Source organism: Dyella sp. (assembly GCF_036568765.1).
Classification (GTDB): domain Bacteria; phylum Pseudomonadota; class Gammaproteobacteria; order Xanthomonadales; family Rhodanobacteraceae; genus GSA-30.
This window is the reverse complement of sequence record NZ_DATCRY010000062.1, coordinates 1-16149: the sequence shown is the minus strand read 5'-3', so window position 1 is coordinate 16149 and position 16149 is coordinate 1. Positions and strand designations below refer to the sequence as shown.

Annotated in this window: 10 protein-coding genes; 4 read left to right on the top strand and 6 right to left on the bottom strand. The window is 62.6% G+C overall.

Features of this window, described 5'->3' with window-relative positions:
* Positions 1-2 precede the first annotated feature (2 nt).
* Complete coding sequence (locus tag VIM98_RS05120) at positions 3-920, top strand: aldo/keto reductase (protein WP_331992018.1); 918 nt, start codon at positions 3-5, stop codon at positions 918-920.
* 84 nt (positions 921-1004) lie between these two features.
* Here VIM98_RS05120 and VIM98_RS05115 read toward each other — a convergent pair whose 3' ends face one another.
* The 5 genes from VIM98_RS05115 to VIM98_RS05095 form a co-directional block, all read right to left on the bottom strand.
* Complete coding sequence (locus tag VIM98_RS05115) at positions 1005-2045, bottom strand: TraB/GumN family protein (RefSeq protein ID WP_331992017.1); 1041 nt, start codon at positions 2043-2045, stop codon at positions 1005-1007.
* A 113-nt stretch (positions 2046-2158) separates the two neighbouring features.
* Positions 2159-4384, bottom strand: coding sequence for an NADP-dependent isocitrate dehydrogenase (locus VIM98_RS05110; protein WP_331992020.1), 2226 nt, complete (start codon positions 4382-4384; stop codon positions 2159-2161).
* 297 nt (positions 4385-4681) lie between these two features.
* Positions 4682-7813 carry an efflux RND transporter permease subunit gene (locus VIM98_RS05105; RefSeq protein ID WP_331992016.1) on the bottom strand — a complete coding sequence of 1044 codons (3132 nt, stop codon included), beginning with the start codon at positions 7811-7813 and terminating at the stop codon, positions 4682-4684.
* A gap of 316 nt (positions 7814-8129) precedes the next feature.
* On the bottom strand, positions 8130-11363 hold the full coding sequence (locus VIM98_RS05100; RefSeq protein ID WP_331992015.1) for an efflux RND transporter permease subunit: 3234 nt from the start codon (positions 11361-11363) through the stop codon (positions 8130-8132).
* A gap of 179 nt (positions 11364-11542) precedes the next feature.
* On the bottom strand, positions 11543-12805 hold the full coding sequence (locus VIM98_RS05095) for an efflux RND transporter periplasmic adaptor subunit (protein ID WP_331992014.1): 1263 nt from the start codon (positions 12803-12805) through the stop codon (positions 11543-11545).
* Between the two features lie 402 nt (positions 12806-13207).
* Here VIM98_RS05095 and VIM98_RS05090 point away from each other — a divergent pair, with 402 nt between their 5' ends.
* Complete coding sequence (locus VIM98_RS05090) at positions 13208-13729, top strand: c-type cytochrome (protein ID WP_331992013.1); 522 nt, start codon at positions 13208-13210, stop codon at positions 13727-13729.
* A 46-nt stretch (positions 13730-13775) separates the two neighbouring features.
* Here the strand turns inward: VIM98_RS05090 and VIM98_RS05085 are convergent, their stop codons facing one another.
* Complete coding sequence (locus tag VIM98_RS05085; RefSeq protein ID WP_331992012.1) at positions 13776-14378, bottom strand: ACP phosphodiesterase; 603 nt, start codon at positions 14376-14378, stop codon at positions 13776-13778.
* 48 nt (positions 14379-14426) lie between these two features.
* Between VIM98_RS05085 and VIM98_RS05080 the strand changes: the two genes are divergently transcribed.
* Together VIM98_RS05080 and VIM98_RS05075 are read left to right on the top strand one after the other, a co-directional pair.
* Positions 14427-15113 carry an alpha/beta hydrolase gene (locus tag VIM98_RS05080; protein WP_331992019.1) on the top strand — a complete coding sequence of 229 codons (687 nt, stop codon included), beginning with the start codon at positions 14427-14429 and terminating at the stop codon, positions 15111-15113.
* A gap of 4 nt (positions 15114-15117) precedes the next feature.
* Positions 15118-16131, top strand: a complete 1014-nt coding sequence (locus VIM98_RS05075; protein ID WP_331992011.1) for a lysozyme inhibitor LprI family protein — start codon at positions 15118-15120, stop codon at positions 16129-16131.
* Positions 16132-16149: the final 18 nt, after the last annotated feature.

Below are 16149 nucleotides of genomic sequence, written 5' to 3'. Positions count from 1 at the left end.
CGGTGCTATCGGTCGCACCTCTCGCCCTGGGCGGTAACGTTTTTGGCTGGAGCGCGGATGAAAAACGCTCGTTCGACATCCTCGATGCCTTCGTCGATGCAGGCTTCAACCTGATCGATACCGCCGATATGTATTCGTCGTGGGTGCCCGGCCATCGCGGCGGCGAATCGGAGACCATTATCGGCCGCTGGCTCAAGCGCAGCGGCAAGCGCGACAAGGTGCTGATCGCCACGAAAGTCGCCAAGTGGGACCGGCAACCGGGCTTGTCCGCGATCAATATCCGCCAGGCCGTAGAGGGATCGCTCGAACGGCTGGGCGTCGATTGCATCGATCTGTACCAAGCACACGAAGACGACGCTTCGGTACCGCTGCTAGAAACGCTCGGCGAATTTTCCCGTCTGATCGAGGAAGGCAAAGTGCGCGCGATCGGGGCCTCCAATTACTCCGCCGATCGCCTGGGCGAGGCGCTTCGCGTGTCGCGCGATCACGGGCTGGCGCGCTATGAAAGCGTACAGCCAGACTATAGCCTGATGACCCGCGCAGGTTACGAGAAGGCGCTCGAGCCACTGGTGCGCGAGGAGCAGATCGGGGTCATTGGCTATTACTCCTTGGCCAGCGGATTCTTGAGCGGTAAATATCGCAGCGAGGCGGATCTAGCCAAGAGCGCCGCTCGTGGCGGCGCCGTCAAGAAGCACTTGAACAAGCAAGGGTTGGCGGTACTGGCTGCGCTCGATCAGATCGGGGCCGACCACCGGGCGACGCCGGCGCAGGTGGCATTGGCGTGGTTGATTGCACGACCCGGCGTGACTGCTCCGATTGTCAGCGCGACCAGCGTGGCACAGCTGCAGGAAGTGCTTGGGGCGGCGACGTTGAGGCTCAGCGACAACGACATTGCGCAATTGGATCTGGTCAGCGCCTGAGTGGCAATAAACCGGACAAGGACCTGCCCTCCCGGTCTCCGTCTCCCTGCATGCAGGAAGAGGCCGGAAGGGTGAGCCCTCGCCTCAGTTGCCGGGTGAAGCCTGCTCCACTGTATCGTCCTCATCCGGCGCCTGCACCCGGTACCCCTGCGCCTTCAACTTCGCCAGCAGGCCCTGCGCTCCGATCACCTGATCCATCGGCAACAGCGCGAAACTCTGCGCATCGCTGGCCAGGGCCGCCTTGGCTGCATCGAGCCAGGTCTGCTCGACCTTTTGCGGCAAGTCGCTCAGACCGATCTTCTGGGCCAGCCCGGTCTCCGTCACCGCGGTGACACAAGCCTCGCGCTGGTCCTTCAGCGACGCCTTGCGCAAAACGTCGATGTCGCCGGTAGCCCACGCATTGGCACGCGCGACCATGGCACCGAGCTGGCCCTGCACCGTATCGAGCACATCGGCAAAGCACTGCTCATCGTTCATCGACAAGCTCTTGAACGCCTTCACCGCGGCGCGCGGCTCGGCAATTTTCATTTCGTACTTGGTCTGGGTGATCTTGACGTTATGTTTCTTGGCCAGGTCGCGCACGGTGTTCTTGACACCGCCAGAAGCGGTCATGCCGCTGTGTTTGATCGCTTTGTCGTAGAGCTCCAGCGCGGCAAAGATCGGACGCCACCGTTCGATGCCCGAATCTCGGCCGATGTACTGCTGCTTGAGCGGTTGCCAGCGGGCATAGAGTGGCGTGGGCAGCGACTGCTCCAACGTCTTGCCGTCAGGATTCTTGCGCGCACCGATCAGCGAAGGCAGCAATAGCAATCCGCCGAAGAAACCCGTCTCGGCCTTGATCGTCACCTTGGGCGGATCGATCACCTCCTGTGAGTGGGCAATGACATCCTCGACCTCGTCGGTCTTCCATTGCATGCGATCGGGCAAGGGCGACACCACGCCAAGCACGTACATGACGTGATCGCCCTTGCTCACCTTCCACAGGCCCGGGCCGGGTTGGATGCCACTGACGGTGACTGCCTCGAGGTTGGCGACGGTGCCGGCAGGTGCGGGAACGGCATCCTGCGCGGCAACGGGCAGGGCGGCACACAGCGCCAACAGCAGGACGGACTTGGCCAATTGCATGATCTCGCTCCAATACGTGGACAAGAAGACCACCCTGTTCGTCAGGGAGTTCCGGCGGCTGCAACGAAAAACGGGGCGCCGAGGCGCCCCGTTCAACCGCGATGCAGCCGTTTTCAGAGCGCTGCCAGTGCCTGGTTGAAGGTGGGGCTCGGACGCATTGCCGCGCTGACCAGCTTCATGTTCGGATGGTAATAGCCTTCGATCTCCACGTGCTTGCCCTGCACACCATTGAGCTCGCCGACAATCTTCGCCTCGTTCTCGGCCAAGGCCTTGGCCAGCGGGGCGAACTTCGCCTTCAGCTTGGCATCGTCGTCCTGTGCGGCCAGTGCCTGCGCCCAGTACAGGGTCAGATAAAAGTGACTGCCTCGGTTATCCAGCTCGCCGACCTTGCGCGCCGGCGACTTGTTGCTATCGAGAAACTTGCCGTTGGCTTCGTCCAGTGTCTTGGCCAGCACAGCTGCATCCTTGTTGCCGTAGCGGTTGGCCAGGTGTTCGAACGATGCGGCGAGCGCAAGGAACTCACCGAGCGAATCCCAACGCAGATAGTTTTCTTCGACAAACTGCTGCACATGCTTGGGCGCCGAACCGCCCGCACCGGTTTCGAACAGGCCGCCGCCGGCCATCAGCGGCACGATGGACAGCATCTTGGCGCTGGTGCCCAGCTCCATGATCGGGAACAGGTCGGTGAGATAGTCGCGCAGCACATTGCCCGTCACCGAAATGGTGTCCTGGCCCTTGCGGATGCGTTCCAGCGAGAACTTGGTGGCCTCGACCGGCGCGAGGATGCGGATATCCAGGCCCTTGGTGTCGTGATCCTTGAGGTAGCGCTCGACCTTGGCGATCAGCTGCGCGTCATGGCCGCGCTTGGCATCCAGCCAGAACACCGCCGGCGTATCGCTCAGGCGCGCACGCGTAACGGCAAGCTTGACCCAATCCTGGATCGGCGCGTCCTTGGTCTGGCACATGCGCCAGATGTCGCCCGCTTCGACCGCGTGCTCCAGCACGACCTTGCCGCTGGCATCGGTCACCTTCACGGTGCCGTCGGCGGGGATCTGGAAGGTCTTGTCGTGCGAGCCGTATTCCTCGGCCTTCTGCGCCATCAGGCCCACGTTCGGCACGCTGCCCATGGTCGCCGGATCGAACGCACCGTTGGCTTTGCAGTCGTCGATCACGGCCTCGTAGACGCCCGCATAGCTGCGATCGGGGATCACCGCCTTGGTGTCCTGCAGCTTGCCTTCGGTGTTCCACATCTTGCCCGAATCGCGAATCATCGCCGGCATCGACGCGTCGATGATCACGTCGCTGGGCACGTGCAGGTTGGTGATGCCCTTGTCGGAGTTGACCATGGCCAGACCCGGACGCTTGGCGTACTCGGCGGCCAGGTCGGCCTCGATCGCCGCCTGCTGCTCGGCCGGCAGATTCTTCAGGCGCGCATACAGATCGCCAATGCCGTTGTTCGCATCGAAGCCGATCTGCTTGATCGCATCGGCATGCTTGGCCAGCACGTCCTTGTAGAACTCCTTGACTACCAGACCGAACATGATCGGGTCGGAGACCTTCATCATGGTCGCCTTCAGATGCAGCGAAAACAGTACGCCCTGGGCTTTGGCGTCTTCGATCTGCTTGTCGACGAAAGTCGCGAGCGCCTTCTTGCTCATCACCGCGGCATCGACCACTTCTCCGGCTTCGACGGCGGTCTTTTCCTTCAACACGCGGCTCGTGCCGTCCTTGGCGAACCATTCGATCTTCAGGCTGCCCGCCTGTGCGATGGTGGCCGAGGTCTCGCTGCCATAGAAATCGCCGCCGTCCATGTGTGCCACATGGGTCTTGGAATCCTTGGCCCAGGCGCCCATGCGATGCGGGTGCTTGCGCGCATAGTTCTTCACCGAAAGCGGCGCGCGGCGATCGGAGTTACCCTCGCGCAGCACCGGATTGACCGCACTGCCCATCACGCGGGCGTAGCGGGTCTTGATGTCCTTTTCCTTGTCGTCCTTGGGCTCGTCCGGATAATCCGGCAACGCATAACCCTGGCCCTGCAATTCCTTCACCGCGGCCTTCAGCTGCGGCACGGAAGCGCTGATATTAGGCAGCTTGATGATGTTGGCGTCCGGCGTGGTCGCCAGCTCGCCCAGCTCGGCCAGGTCGTCGGCGATCTTCTGATCGTCCTTCAGAGACTCGGGAAACTGCGACAGAATGCGGCCGGCCAGCGAGATGTCGCGGGTTTCCACGGCAACGCCGGCGGTCTTGGCAAAGGCTTCGATAACGGGCAACAGGGACTGCGTAGCCAGGAACGGGGCTTCATCCGTGAGCGTGTAGATGATCTTCGGCGTTTGGGACATGGTCTGCACAACCTCTTTGGCTACGGCAATTCGATTCATGGGAGCGCCCTCGACCGGAGGGCGCGCTTCCAGCTAGTGGCGTCGGAACAGTACGAAATCAACCGCGACCGATCGAGACAGCCAAGCTGCCTATTGTCGCGGCTTGTGTCGGTCGAGGGAAAGACAGGCAACTTAAATGCATACGCTGAGGTATGGCACGAACAAAATCCCGTTACGGCACGCACTTAGCCTTCACCCGCAGTAACTCGCGACCGGTACAGGAATACCTGTTATTCCTGTACCGGTTGTGCCAGGCCGTCAACCCGAGACGCGATGCCCCACGCGCGTGCGGCGGCGGGCACGCTGACGCTCGCGCATGTCCGCCCAGCGCTGGGCCAGACAGGAAAAGATCACGTACAGCGCGGGCGTGCTTAGCAAGGTCAGGCTCTGCGAGATAAACAAGCCGCCGATCAGGGCAATACCCAACGGGCGACGCAAGTCGGAACCTTCGCCGATACCGATGGCAATCGGCACGGCGGCCAGGATTGCCACCATGGTGGTCATCATGATCGGCCGGAAGCGAACGATGCAGGCCTCGCGTGCCGCCTCCAGCGGCGACAGGCCGCGGGTGCGCTGTGCCACCAGGGCGAAGTCGATCATCATGATCGCATTCTTCTTGACGATACCGATCAGCAGCACCAGGGCAATCTGCGCGACGATCGACAGCTCCGTTCCGGTCACCCACATCGCCAGCAACGCGCCGACACCTGCCGCGGGCAAGGTGGACAGGATCGTCACCGGGTGGATCAGGCTTTCGTACAGCACGCCAAGCACGATGTAGACGGTCAGCACCGCAGCCAGCAAAAGCCAGACCATACCGCTCTGCGATTGCTGGAAGCGGCGGAAATCGCCGCCGACGTTCAGACGGATATCGCCCGGCATGCGCATGTTCGACGCAGTCTTCTGCACGATCGCCATCGCCTCGCCCATACTCACGCCGGGAGCGAGATTGAAGCTCAGGTCCATCGTGGTGTACTGGTTTTCGTGCGCAATGGTCGTCGGCGCGAGTCCGTCGACCTGCTTGGCGAACGCGGTCAACGGCACCATCTGCCCGGTATTGGTCGCCACGTAGATACGATTGATCGACTCGGGGGTGGCAGTCTGTGCCGGCAAGGCGTTGAGCACCACCTTGTATTGATTGATATCCGAGTAGATGGTCGACACCTGGCGCTGACCGAAGGCGTTGTACAGCGCGCCGTCGATGGTGCCGATCGACACGCCCAGCTGCGCGGCCCGATCGCGGTCGATCACGATGTTCTGGCGCAAGCCGGCATCGTCGATATCCGAACCGACATCGGTGAGCTTCTTGTTCTTCTTCAGCTCATTGACCAGCTTGGGCAGCCACTCCTGCAAGGTATCCGGATCGTTGCCCTGCAGGGATACCTGATACTGGCCGCCCTGTGTGCTGCCGCCGGAACCGCCGCTGGGCAGATCCTGGATCGGGCGCAGGCGCAGATTGAGATCCGGATAGGCATTGGCCTTGGCGCTAAGACGCGCCAGCGCGTCGAACGTGGTGTCCGTGCGCCCTTCGGCGCGCGTACGCAGTTCGATATTGAAGCTGCCGCTGGTACCTGTGCGGCTGGTGCCCAGGCGCGAACTGACCGCCTTGACGTCGGGATCGGCCAGGATCATCTGCGTCAGGCGGTCGAGACGGTTAATGGTTTCGCCGAACGAGACCGTGGCGCTGGAGCTGGCGCGACCGGAAATCAGGCCCGTGTCCTGCGGCGGGAACAGGCCAGTCTTGACTACGCCGAACAGGAACAGGGTGACGCCGATCAGCACCAGCGGGGTCAACGAGAACAGCAGGGCGTGACGAAGCGAGAAGTTGAGCGAGCGCACATACATCGCCAGCATGCGCTCCTGCATCTTCTCCAGCCACTGGCCGATGCGCGACGTCTTCTCCGGCGGCACATGGCCATTGAGGAAAAGCCCGCATAGCGACGGCGTCAATGTCAATGACACCAGGGCAGACATGACAATCGCCGCCACCAGGGTAATGGTGAATTCGCGCATGAACAGACCACTGAAGCCGCTCATGAACAGCAACGGGATGAATACCGCCACCAGCGACGCGGTGATCGAGACAATGGTGAAGCCGATTTCCTTCGCACCGGCCAGCGTCGCCTCGAACCGGGTCATGCCTTCGTCGATATGGCGAATCACGTTCTCGATCACCACGATGGCATCGTCGACAACAAAGCCGATGGCAATGACCAACGCGAGCAAGGTGAGGTTATTGAGCGTGTAACCGAAGATGTACATGCACACGAACGCGCCGGCCAGCGAAAGCGGCACAGCGACACCGGCGATCAGGGTCGGCGCAAGGCGGCGCAGGAACAGCGCCATGGTCAGCACCACCATCGCCAGACTGATGAGCAGCGTGATCTGCACTTCCTTGAGCGAATCGCGGATCGTCGGCGTGCCGTCGAAATACGGCGTGAGCACCGTGCCGGGCGAAAGATAGGTGCGCAGGATCGGCAGCTGTGCACGTACCGAGTCGACCGTCGCGATCACATTCGCGTCAGCCTTCTTGTAGACGTACATCAACACGGCAGGCTTGTTCTGGAACCAGGCGGCTTGGTAAGCATCCTGCTGACCGGCGTACACGTTGGCGACATCGGACAGACGCACCGGCACGCCATTGTGCGTCGCCACCACCAGGTTGGCGTAATCGTTCGGCTGGCTGAGCTGATCGTTTGCCGTCAGCGCGGTGGTGGAAATGCCGTTGGAGAGAAATCCCAGCGGCGAGGTCACATTGGCGGCCGTCAAGGCATTGCGCAGCTGATCGGGCGACAGGTTCATCGCATTGAGCGCGCGTAGATTCAGATCGACACGAATGGCGGGCGTAGCTGCGCCGGCGATATCCACCGATGCAACGCCATCGAGCTGGCGCAAGCGCTGGGCGAGCAACGAGTCGGCAATGTTGTAGAGATCGGCGGCCGACTGCGTATCCGAAGTCAGCGCGAAGGCGATGATCGGATCGTCGTTCGGGTTGGCCTTCTGGTAGCTCGGTGGATTATTCAGACCGGCAGGAAGATCCGGCGCTGCCGCATTGATCGCTGCCTGCACATCGCGCGCGGCCGCATCGATATTGCGGCCATTATCGAAAATCATGAAAACCGACGTACTGCCTTCGGAACTGCGCGAGCGCATCGTATCGATGCCCGTCACCTGCCCCAGGTGTCGTTCCAGCGGCGCCGCCACCGTCGTCGCCATGGTGCTGGCATCGGCACCGGCCTGCGAAGCCTGCACGAAAATCACCGGGAATTGCAGGTCGGGCAGCGCCGCAACGCCGAGCAGCGCATAACAAATAGTTCCCAGCGCAAACAGGCCAGCAGCCAGCAGCGACGTACCGATGGGACGACGAATGAACGGGCCGGAGATATTCATTGGTGTATCAACGCACGACCTTTGGATCGGTTGAATGGCGCAAAAGACCGCAGATCGCGTCAGCTTGCCGACGTCATGTTACGCCAGGACGGCTGGAAGGCTAAAGGCCGTGACTTATGGCAGGGGTGAAACGGCACGTGTCCGCGTGAAGCCGCGCTTCACCATTTAGACGTCCAGGTGGCCATGAGGGTCGTTGCAACCGAAATCGCCCCGTCGATGCGGGGAAGGAAGGACAATCATGCCCTTCCCCTTTGCCCGCACAGGTGCGAAGCACCGACTTCACAGGCGGCGCCTGCAGCGCCGCCGATCTCACTCTTTAAAGCGCCTGCTGTGCCTTGGCCAGCTCGCGCTGCTCGCGCCGCACGCGCAGCCAATCGGAGAAACGCTCCATGTACAGGTAGATCACCGGCGTGGTGTACAGGGTTACCAGCTGCGAAAGCAGCAGGCCGCCGACGATGGACACACCCAGCGGCTTGCGCAGCTCCGAATCGATACCGCTGCCCAGAGCCAACGGCAGGGTCCCGAGCATCGCCGCGGCGGTGGTCATCATGATCGGACGGAAACGGAGCAGGCAGGCACGACGGATCGCGTCCTGGGCACGCATGCCCGTGCGCTGCGCCTCGATCGCGAAGTCGATCATCATGATCGCGTTCTTCTTGACGATACCGATCAGCAGCACGATGCCCACGATGCCGTCGACCGACAGGCTCATATTGCACACGATCAATGCCAGCAACGCCCCCACACCCGCTGGCGGCAGCGTCGAAATGATCGTCAGCGGATGGATGTAGCTCTCGTAGAGCACGCCCAGCACGATGTAGATCACCACCACCGCAGCCAGCAGCAACAGGACTTCATCGCCCAGCGAAGAGGAGAATTCCGCCGCCTTGCCGACGAACTGGCCACGCACCTGCGGTGGGAAGTTGAGCTGCTTTTCGAGCTGATGGATCGCGGTCACGGCATCGGACAGCGAATACCCCTGCGCTACGTTGAACGATAGCGTCACCGCTGGCAACTGCTGCTGATGGCTGATCACCAACGGTGCGGCCGTAGGGCTGGCGGTGACCAGCGAAGCGATCGGAATCGTGCCGCCCGCGCCGACCTGGAAGCCCACATTGCCGGTATTGCCGATGCCCGACGGCGTGGCCGAATTGCTCGATGTGAGCTGGCCGAAGCTGGTGGCATTCGAACCGGTCAGCGCACCGTTGCCGTTGCCGCGTACGGTGAGCTGATTGAGCAACGCCGTACTGGTACGGAATTCCGGCGAGACCTCCAGCACCACGCGGTACTGGTTGAGCTGGGTAAAGATGGTCGAGATCTGGCGCTGGCCGAAGGCGTCATACAGGGTGTCGTCGATGGTCTGCACCGGCACGCCCAGGCGACTGGCCTTTTCGCGGTCGATCTCCAGCGAGAGCGAGTTACCGCTGTCGGCCAGGTTGTTGTCCACGTCCGCCAGCTCGGGACGCTGACGCATGGCCTGCGTCATCTGGTTGGCGTACTGGGCCAGCTCCTTGGAATTGAGATCGGACAGCGAATACTGGTATTCGGTCGCGGCCACGCGGCTATCCAGCGTGACGTCCTGCACCGGCTTCAGGTACAACGCCACCCCCGGGATATCGGCCACCGCACGCTGCAGGCGCGGCAGGATGGTTTCCAGGCTGCCGCGCTCGCTGCGATCCTTCAGCACGATGCTGAGCTGGCCCTGATTCAGGGTCGGATTGATCGAACCTGCGCCGATAAAGGCCGCCACGCCAGCGATCGCCTTGTCCTTGCGCAGCGCCTCGGCGACCGCCTGGGTACGCTGTTCCATCTGCGGAAAGGCGACGTTTTCGTCGGCCTGGACCACACCGGTAATCATGCCGGTGTCCTGCTCGGGCAACAGTCCCTTCGGAATCGTCACATAGAGCACCACGGTCACCACCACGGTGATAAAAGCCACCGTCATCGTGGTGCGCTGATGTCCCAGTACCCAGTCGAGCGTGCGCTCGTACAAGCCTACGGTGCGCGTCCAAAGATTCTGCTTGCCTTCGGCCGCATGCCGCTCATGCACGTCGTCGCCCTCCGGCAAGGCATCGGCCTTGAGCAAGTAGGCGCACATCATCGGCGTGAGGGTCAGCGAGACCAGCATCGAGATCGCCACCGCGATGGTCAGTACCCAGGCAAACTCGTGGAACAGGCGACCGGTAACGCCGGGCATCAACAACAGCGGCAGGAATACTGCGATCAGCGACACGGTCAGCGACAGCACCGTGAAGCCGATTTCCTTCGCGCCGATTTCGGCGGCCTCCTTGCCATCCTTGCCCTGCTCGATATAGCGCACGATGTTCTCGATCATCACGATCGCATCGTCGACCACGAAACCGGTGGCAACGGTCAGGGCCATCAGCGAGAGGTTATCCAGCGACATGCCGGTGAAGGCCATCACGCCGAATGTACCCAACAGCGATAACGGCACCGCCACCGATGGAATGACCGTCGCCCACAACCGTCGCAGGAATACGAAGATCACCGCGACCACCAGGAAGATGGTCAGGATCAGGGTGAACTGCACGTCTTCCACCGAGGCGCGGATGGTGACGGTACGGTCGGCGAAGACATCCAGGTGCACATCGGCCGGCAGCACGCTGCGCAGCTCCGGCATCAGCGCGCGGATGCGCTCGACCGTCTGCACGATGTTCGCACCCGGCTGACGACGGATATCCAGCAGCACCGCCGGCTTGCCGTTGGCCCAGGCGGCGAGTTGGTCGTTCTCCACGCCGTCGACGACATTGGAGACATCCGATAGCCGCACCGGCGCGCCGTTCTTGTAGGCAATGATGGTGCTCTTGTACTCGGCAGCATCGCTGAGCTGATCGTTGGTGCCGATGCTGTAAGACTGCGTCTTGCCGTTGAGCGTGCCCTTGGGCGCGTTGACGTTGGCCTGGGTCAGCGCGCTGCGCACGTCTTCGAGGGTCAGTCCCAGATTGGAAAGCTGCGCCGGATTGACCTGGATGCGCACGGCGGGACGCACGTTGCCGGCGATCGATACGAGGCCCACGCCCTGTACCTGCGAGAGCTTCTGCGCCAGGATCGAGTCGGCATAGTTGTTGACGTCGCGCAGCGGCAGACTATCGGAAGTCAGTTTGAGCGTGACGATCGGCGCGTCGGCTGGATTGACGCGGTTATAGACCGGTGGATACGGCAGATTGTTGGGAAGCGTGCCCTTGGCCTGACTGATCGCCGCCTGCACGTCCTGCGCGGCGATATCGATGTCGCGATCCATGGAGAACTGCAACACGATCGTGGACAGACCTGCCGACGAATCGGAGGTCATCATGGTCAGGCCTGAAATCTGGCCGAAATTGCGTTCCAGCGGCGTGGTGATCAGTGCCGCCATCGTCGAGGCGCTCGCGCCCGGGTATTGCGTCGTCACCACCAGGCTGGGCGCGTCGATCTCCGGCAGCGCCGATACCGGCAGTTGGCGGTAGCCAAGGATACCGAGCAGCAGCACCGCCACCATCAGGAGCGAGGTGGCGATGGGGCGGCGGATGAAGAGGGTGGAGAAGCCCATGGGTTATCTAGACCGTCACTGGTTTGGGGAGCGCTGATGTTGTCGAGTCACGGCGAGCGGAAAGCAGGGGCGAGGGGCGAGCCACCGTCAAGGCGGTAAATCGCGAGGGCGCACGATTGGACCGTGCAGCAAGATCCGGTTGTCGCGCCCTCACTTCGCATCCCTCGCCTCTCGATCCGTCACCGGCCGCCGCGACGGCCGCCCTTCTGCGAATCCTTCTTGGCCTGCTGCAATTCCGCATCGGTCGGCGCCGCGGGTACTTCGCCCGGCTTGAGCGGCTTGATCTTGCTGCCCGGCTTGAGGCGGAACTGACCTTCGGTAACCACCTGGTCGCCTTCCTTCAGGCCCGAACCGATCATCACGTGGCTGTCGCCCACTTCCGCAGCTGTCTTGACCGGCTGCATCTTGACCGTGTTGTCGCCCTGCACCATGTAGACGTAATCGCCATCCGGGCCGCGCTGTACCGCCTGCGCCGGGATGACCAGACCGCCGGACACCGTGTTGACCTTCAACTGCACATTGACGAACTGACCGGGCCACAGCGCCGAGGTCGGGTTGGGAAATTCCGACTTCAGGCGGAACGTGCCGGTCGTGACATCGATCTGGTTGTCCACCACGCGCAGCACGCCATCGTTGGCAATGGTGTGTGCATCGGCGCGATCGAGCGCCGCCACTTCCAGCGGCAGGCCCTTGGCCACCGACTGGCGCACCACGTCGAGATTCTGCTCGGGCAGCGAGAACATTACGTTGATCGGATGCAGCTGGGTCAACGTGACGATATTGCTGGTGGTGGTGACCACGTTGCCGGGATCGACCGCACGAATGCCCGCGACACCGTCGATCGGCGAGAGGATCTTCGTGAAGCCCAACTGCACCTTGGCGCTGTCGATCGCGGCGGCGTCGGCCTGCACGGTCGCCTGGTTCTGGCTCACCGTATTGCGCAGGGTGTCCATATCCTGCTTCGAGATGTAGCCCTTCGCACCGAGGTCGACGCTACGGTCGAGATTGCTCTTGGCCGTGGCCAGCGCGGCTTCGTCCTGCTGCTTCTTGGCGACCGCCTGCTGATAGTTGGCCTGGAAGGTGCGCGGGTCGATCTCGGCCAGCACATCGCCAGCCTTCACTTCCTGGCCTTCCTTGAAGTTGATCTTAAGGAGCTGCCCGCTGACCTGCGGGTTGACCGTCACCGTATTGAGTGCCTGTACGGTCCCGAGCGCAGTCAGGTAGATCGGCACATTCTGCTTCACGACCGGAACGACCGTCACCGGCACCGGCGGTGCATTCTTGTCGTCGCCTTGACCCGCGGCCTGTGCCTGACCTCCGCGGTGGCGGCCCTGCCCCGCACCGCCCTCGCCGTCCGCCGGCTTGTGCAGCATATGCAAGCCCACGGCACCGAGCACGATCACGACGATAACGATCAGCGCGATCTTCCAAAAACGCGACATGTAAAGCTCCCGAGTGTGTATGGCAGGCCACCCGGCCCGCCTGGCGCTATGCGCCCGATTTATAAGTTGGTGAAAGGATAGGTGCAGTCCAACGAGATTTGACAATGCCGGTTGACATGGGTCGTCCATGACCGATGGCAGGGCCTTGGCTCCCTAAGCGCGCCAAGCCTCTGACTTGCCCTGGGATAAATAGTTGCCGGAGAGTGTGACGCGAAGATGTGCGCGACGAGCTGAACCGACTGCAAACTTCCGGCGGGCTTCGTCTATACTCACACGTCTTGTTGCCCGGGGATACCTAAGTCCGGGGGAGCGGCAAGCGAAGCATAGCCTCGGTCCGGCCATACGCCGACCCGATGCCCGCCGACTTTACTTTTTGACTGGAGTAATTGCGTGAGCGGTTCCATGAGCAAATCCGACCAGAGCTTCATGCGCAGCTTTTCGCTGCTGATCGCAGGCCTGGCCGTGCTGACGTTGGTGTTGATTGGCTTGGCGTGGTCGATCTACAACCGCGAGCCCAAAGAAGTCGACCCCAGCGCCCAAGCCAAAGTCGCCGCTCGAATCGCTCCCAATGGCGCGGTCTACGCCGGTAATACCGGTCGCGCCGCCATGCTGGCCGCCCAGGAGGCCGCCGCCAAGGCAGCCGCGTCCCAGGTCGCCTACGGCGGCACCAAGGACGGCAAGACCATTTACGACAACCTCTGCCATAGCTGCCATACCGCCGGCGTGGCCGGCGCACCGAAGCTGGGTGACAAGGCCGCCTGGGGTCCGCGTATCGCCCAAGGCTTGGAAACCCTGGTCAAGCACGCCATCGAGGGCTATCACGGCCCGGATGGCAACTTCATGCCGGCCAAGGGTGGCAACCCGGCGCTGACCGACGAACAGGTCAAGGCCGCGGTGACCTGGCTGACGCAGCAGGCGAAGTAAGCCTCGACCCAATGAATGTACGCAACGCCGCCTCTGGGCGGCGTTGTTATTTGGGGGGTGCCGCCCCCCCTTCTCTCCAAGTCCGCGCAAACACCATCAACTGCGGGAAAAACGCCTCGAACCGCACTTGCAACGGCTGACGCAGCTCCTCCAGCACCGGCAAGGCCAGCCCCAGCGGATTCTCTCGTCGTAAACGCCTGGAAATGCCACCCAGCGCGCGGCCGATTTCCGCGGCATCCGCATAGCCCGCGGGCAGACCGTACGTTTCCATATAGATAAGGAAGCGCTTGAGTTCCGGCGGCAGCAACTTTTCGTGGAAGTACAGGAGATCGCGCAGGGATTGCGAGAACAAATGCAGCGGCCCGCCGCTCCAGCGCAAGAAATCGCGCGCCAGGCAGTGATCGAACCACATATCGAGCAGGATGCCCGCATAACGCCGGAACGGCGGCTCGAACAGCGCACGAGCGGCAACCACTTCCGGATGGCTATCGGTATAGACATCGATAGCCCGATGCAGGCGAATGCCTTCCACGGCACCCTCGGGCAGGGACAAGGCTTCGGGCGGGCCATGCACGAAATCGCCGAGCATGCCGCCCAGCCGCATCCATTCGTCCTCGCCGGCAAGGAGCGCATGGGCAAGATGGTTCATCGCCGCGATCCGGCTCGCCCGGCAGCGCGGGCGGTTATCATTCCACTCATGAGTACTCTGGCGTTCTCCGCAAATCCCGACAACTTCCCCGCTCAGGCTGCCAGCTTCGCGCTCGACGGGCCGGCAGGCAAGCTCGAAGTCGTCAGCGACGTCGCCGCGCCGGCCGACGCGCGGCGCGGCAGTGTCATCGTGTGCCATCCGCACCCGCAACAGGGCGGCTCGATGCACAACAAGGTAGTGACCATGGTCGAGCGCAGCTTGCGCGAATCGGGCCTGGATACCGTGCGCTTCAATTTCCGTGGTGTGGGTGCCTCGGAAGGTACCTACGATGGCGGCAACGGCGAAGGCGACGACCTTGCCGCGGTCGTCGCGTGGCTTCGTCGGGTGCGCCCGCACGATGCCCTGTGGCTGGCCGGATTTTCTTTCGGCAGCTACGTCTCGATCCGCAATGCGGTGCGCTTGCGCGCCGATGCCCTGGTCAGCGTCGCTCCACCGGTCGGGCGCTGGCCGTTCGAATCGATCGAGCCGCCGAACTGTCCCTGGCTTGTCGTACAAGGCGAGGGGGATGAAATCGTCGATCCGCAGGCCGTGTTCGACTGGATCGAAGCCATGGACCGCCCGCCCGAACTGGTGCGCATGCCCGAGACCAGCCATTTCTTCCACCGCCGGCTCATGGATCTGCGTGGCGCCATCAAGCACGCCGTGCACGACTGGCTGCCCCCTTCAAGGTATTGAACCGATGCGCTTTCGCCTGATATTCGCCGCCCTGCTCGCGCTGCCGCTAGCCGCGCACGCGGCCAGCTTCGATTGCACCAAGGCAACGGGCGCCGCCGAAAAAACCGTATGCGCCGATCCGGCGCTCTCGCGCCTGGACGACGACCTGGGCAAGGCCTTCGTGCAAGCCATGTCGGCCGCGGCGAACAACGACTCGCTGCGTCTCTCGCAACGCGCCTGGCTAAAGCAGCGCGACGCCTGCGGCAGCGACAAGGCGTGCCTGGACCGCGTCTATCGGCAGCGCTTGCAACGACTGCGGGACACTGCCAGTAGCCAAGCGTCCGGAGATTCGCGCTGGGCACAGACTTGGCAACTGGACAGCGCCAATCCGTCGGTGAACAGTCAACTGGATATCACCGGCAAGGGGCCGACGTACCGTTTCTCGATGTCCGCCAACAATGGCGGCAACATGGGGCAGTTGGACGGCAAGATCACCGTCAAAGGCGATCGCGCGTCGTTTCATGGCGATGCCGATGCGCCGTCTTGCCGCATCGATTTCGTGCGCGTAGGCCAGCGGCTCACCCTGGACCAACACGAGACCGATTGCGGTGCCGGCAACGGCGTTTATTACGGCGGCAATTACCTGCCCGCCTCAGCCATGGCCGCCAAGCCCAAACCCGACCTGGTGAGCCTCAAGCTACTCGATGCCGCGCAGAATGCACAGGCGCGTACGCTGCTCGGTCACGACTACAGCACACTCGTCGATACCGTAAACCTGTGCGGCGACGGCGAAGACAAGGACGGACTTGGCGCCAAGGTCACCGACTGCTTCGTGCGCGGCCTGGCCAATACCAATGCCGCGATCGTCATGCGCAAAGGCGAACAACTGTGGATCGGCCTGCTCGTCTTTGACGCGCACAACGACTCGCGCATGCGCTACTACACCAATGTGCCGGCCTGGAAGAAGAAACTGCCGGGCACCATCAAGGCGTGGCATGACGAACGCGATCCTAAACTGCCGATCGACAAGATTCCCTAGCGCCTCCCCAGCGCCCCG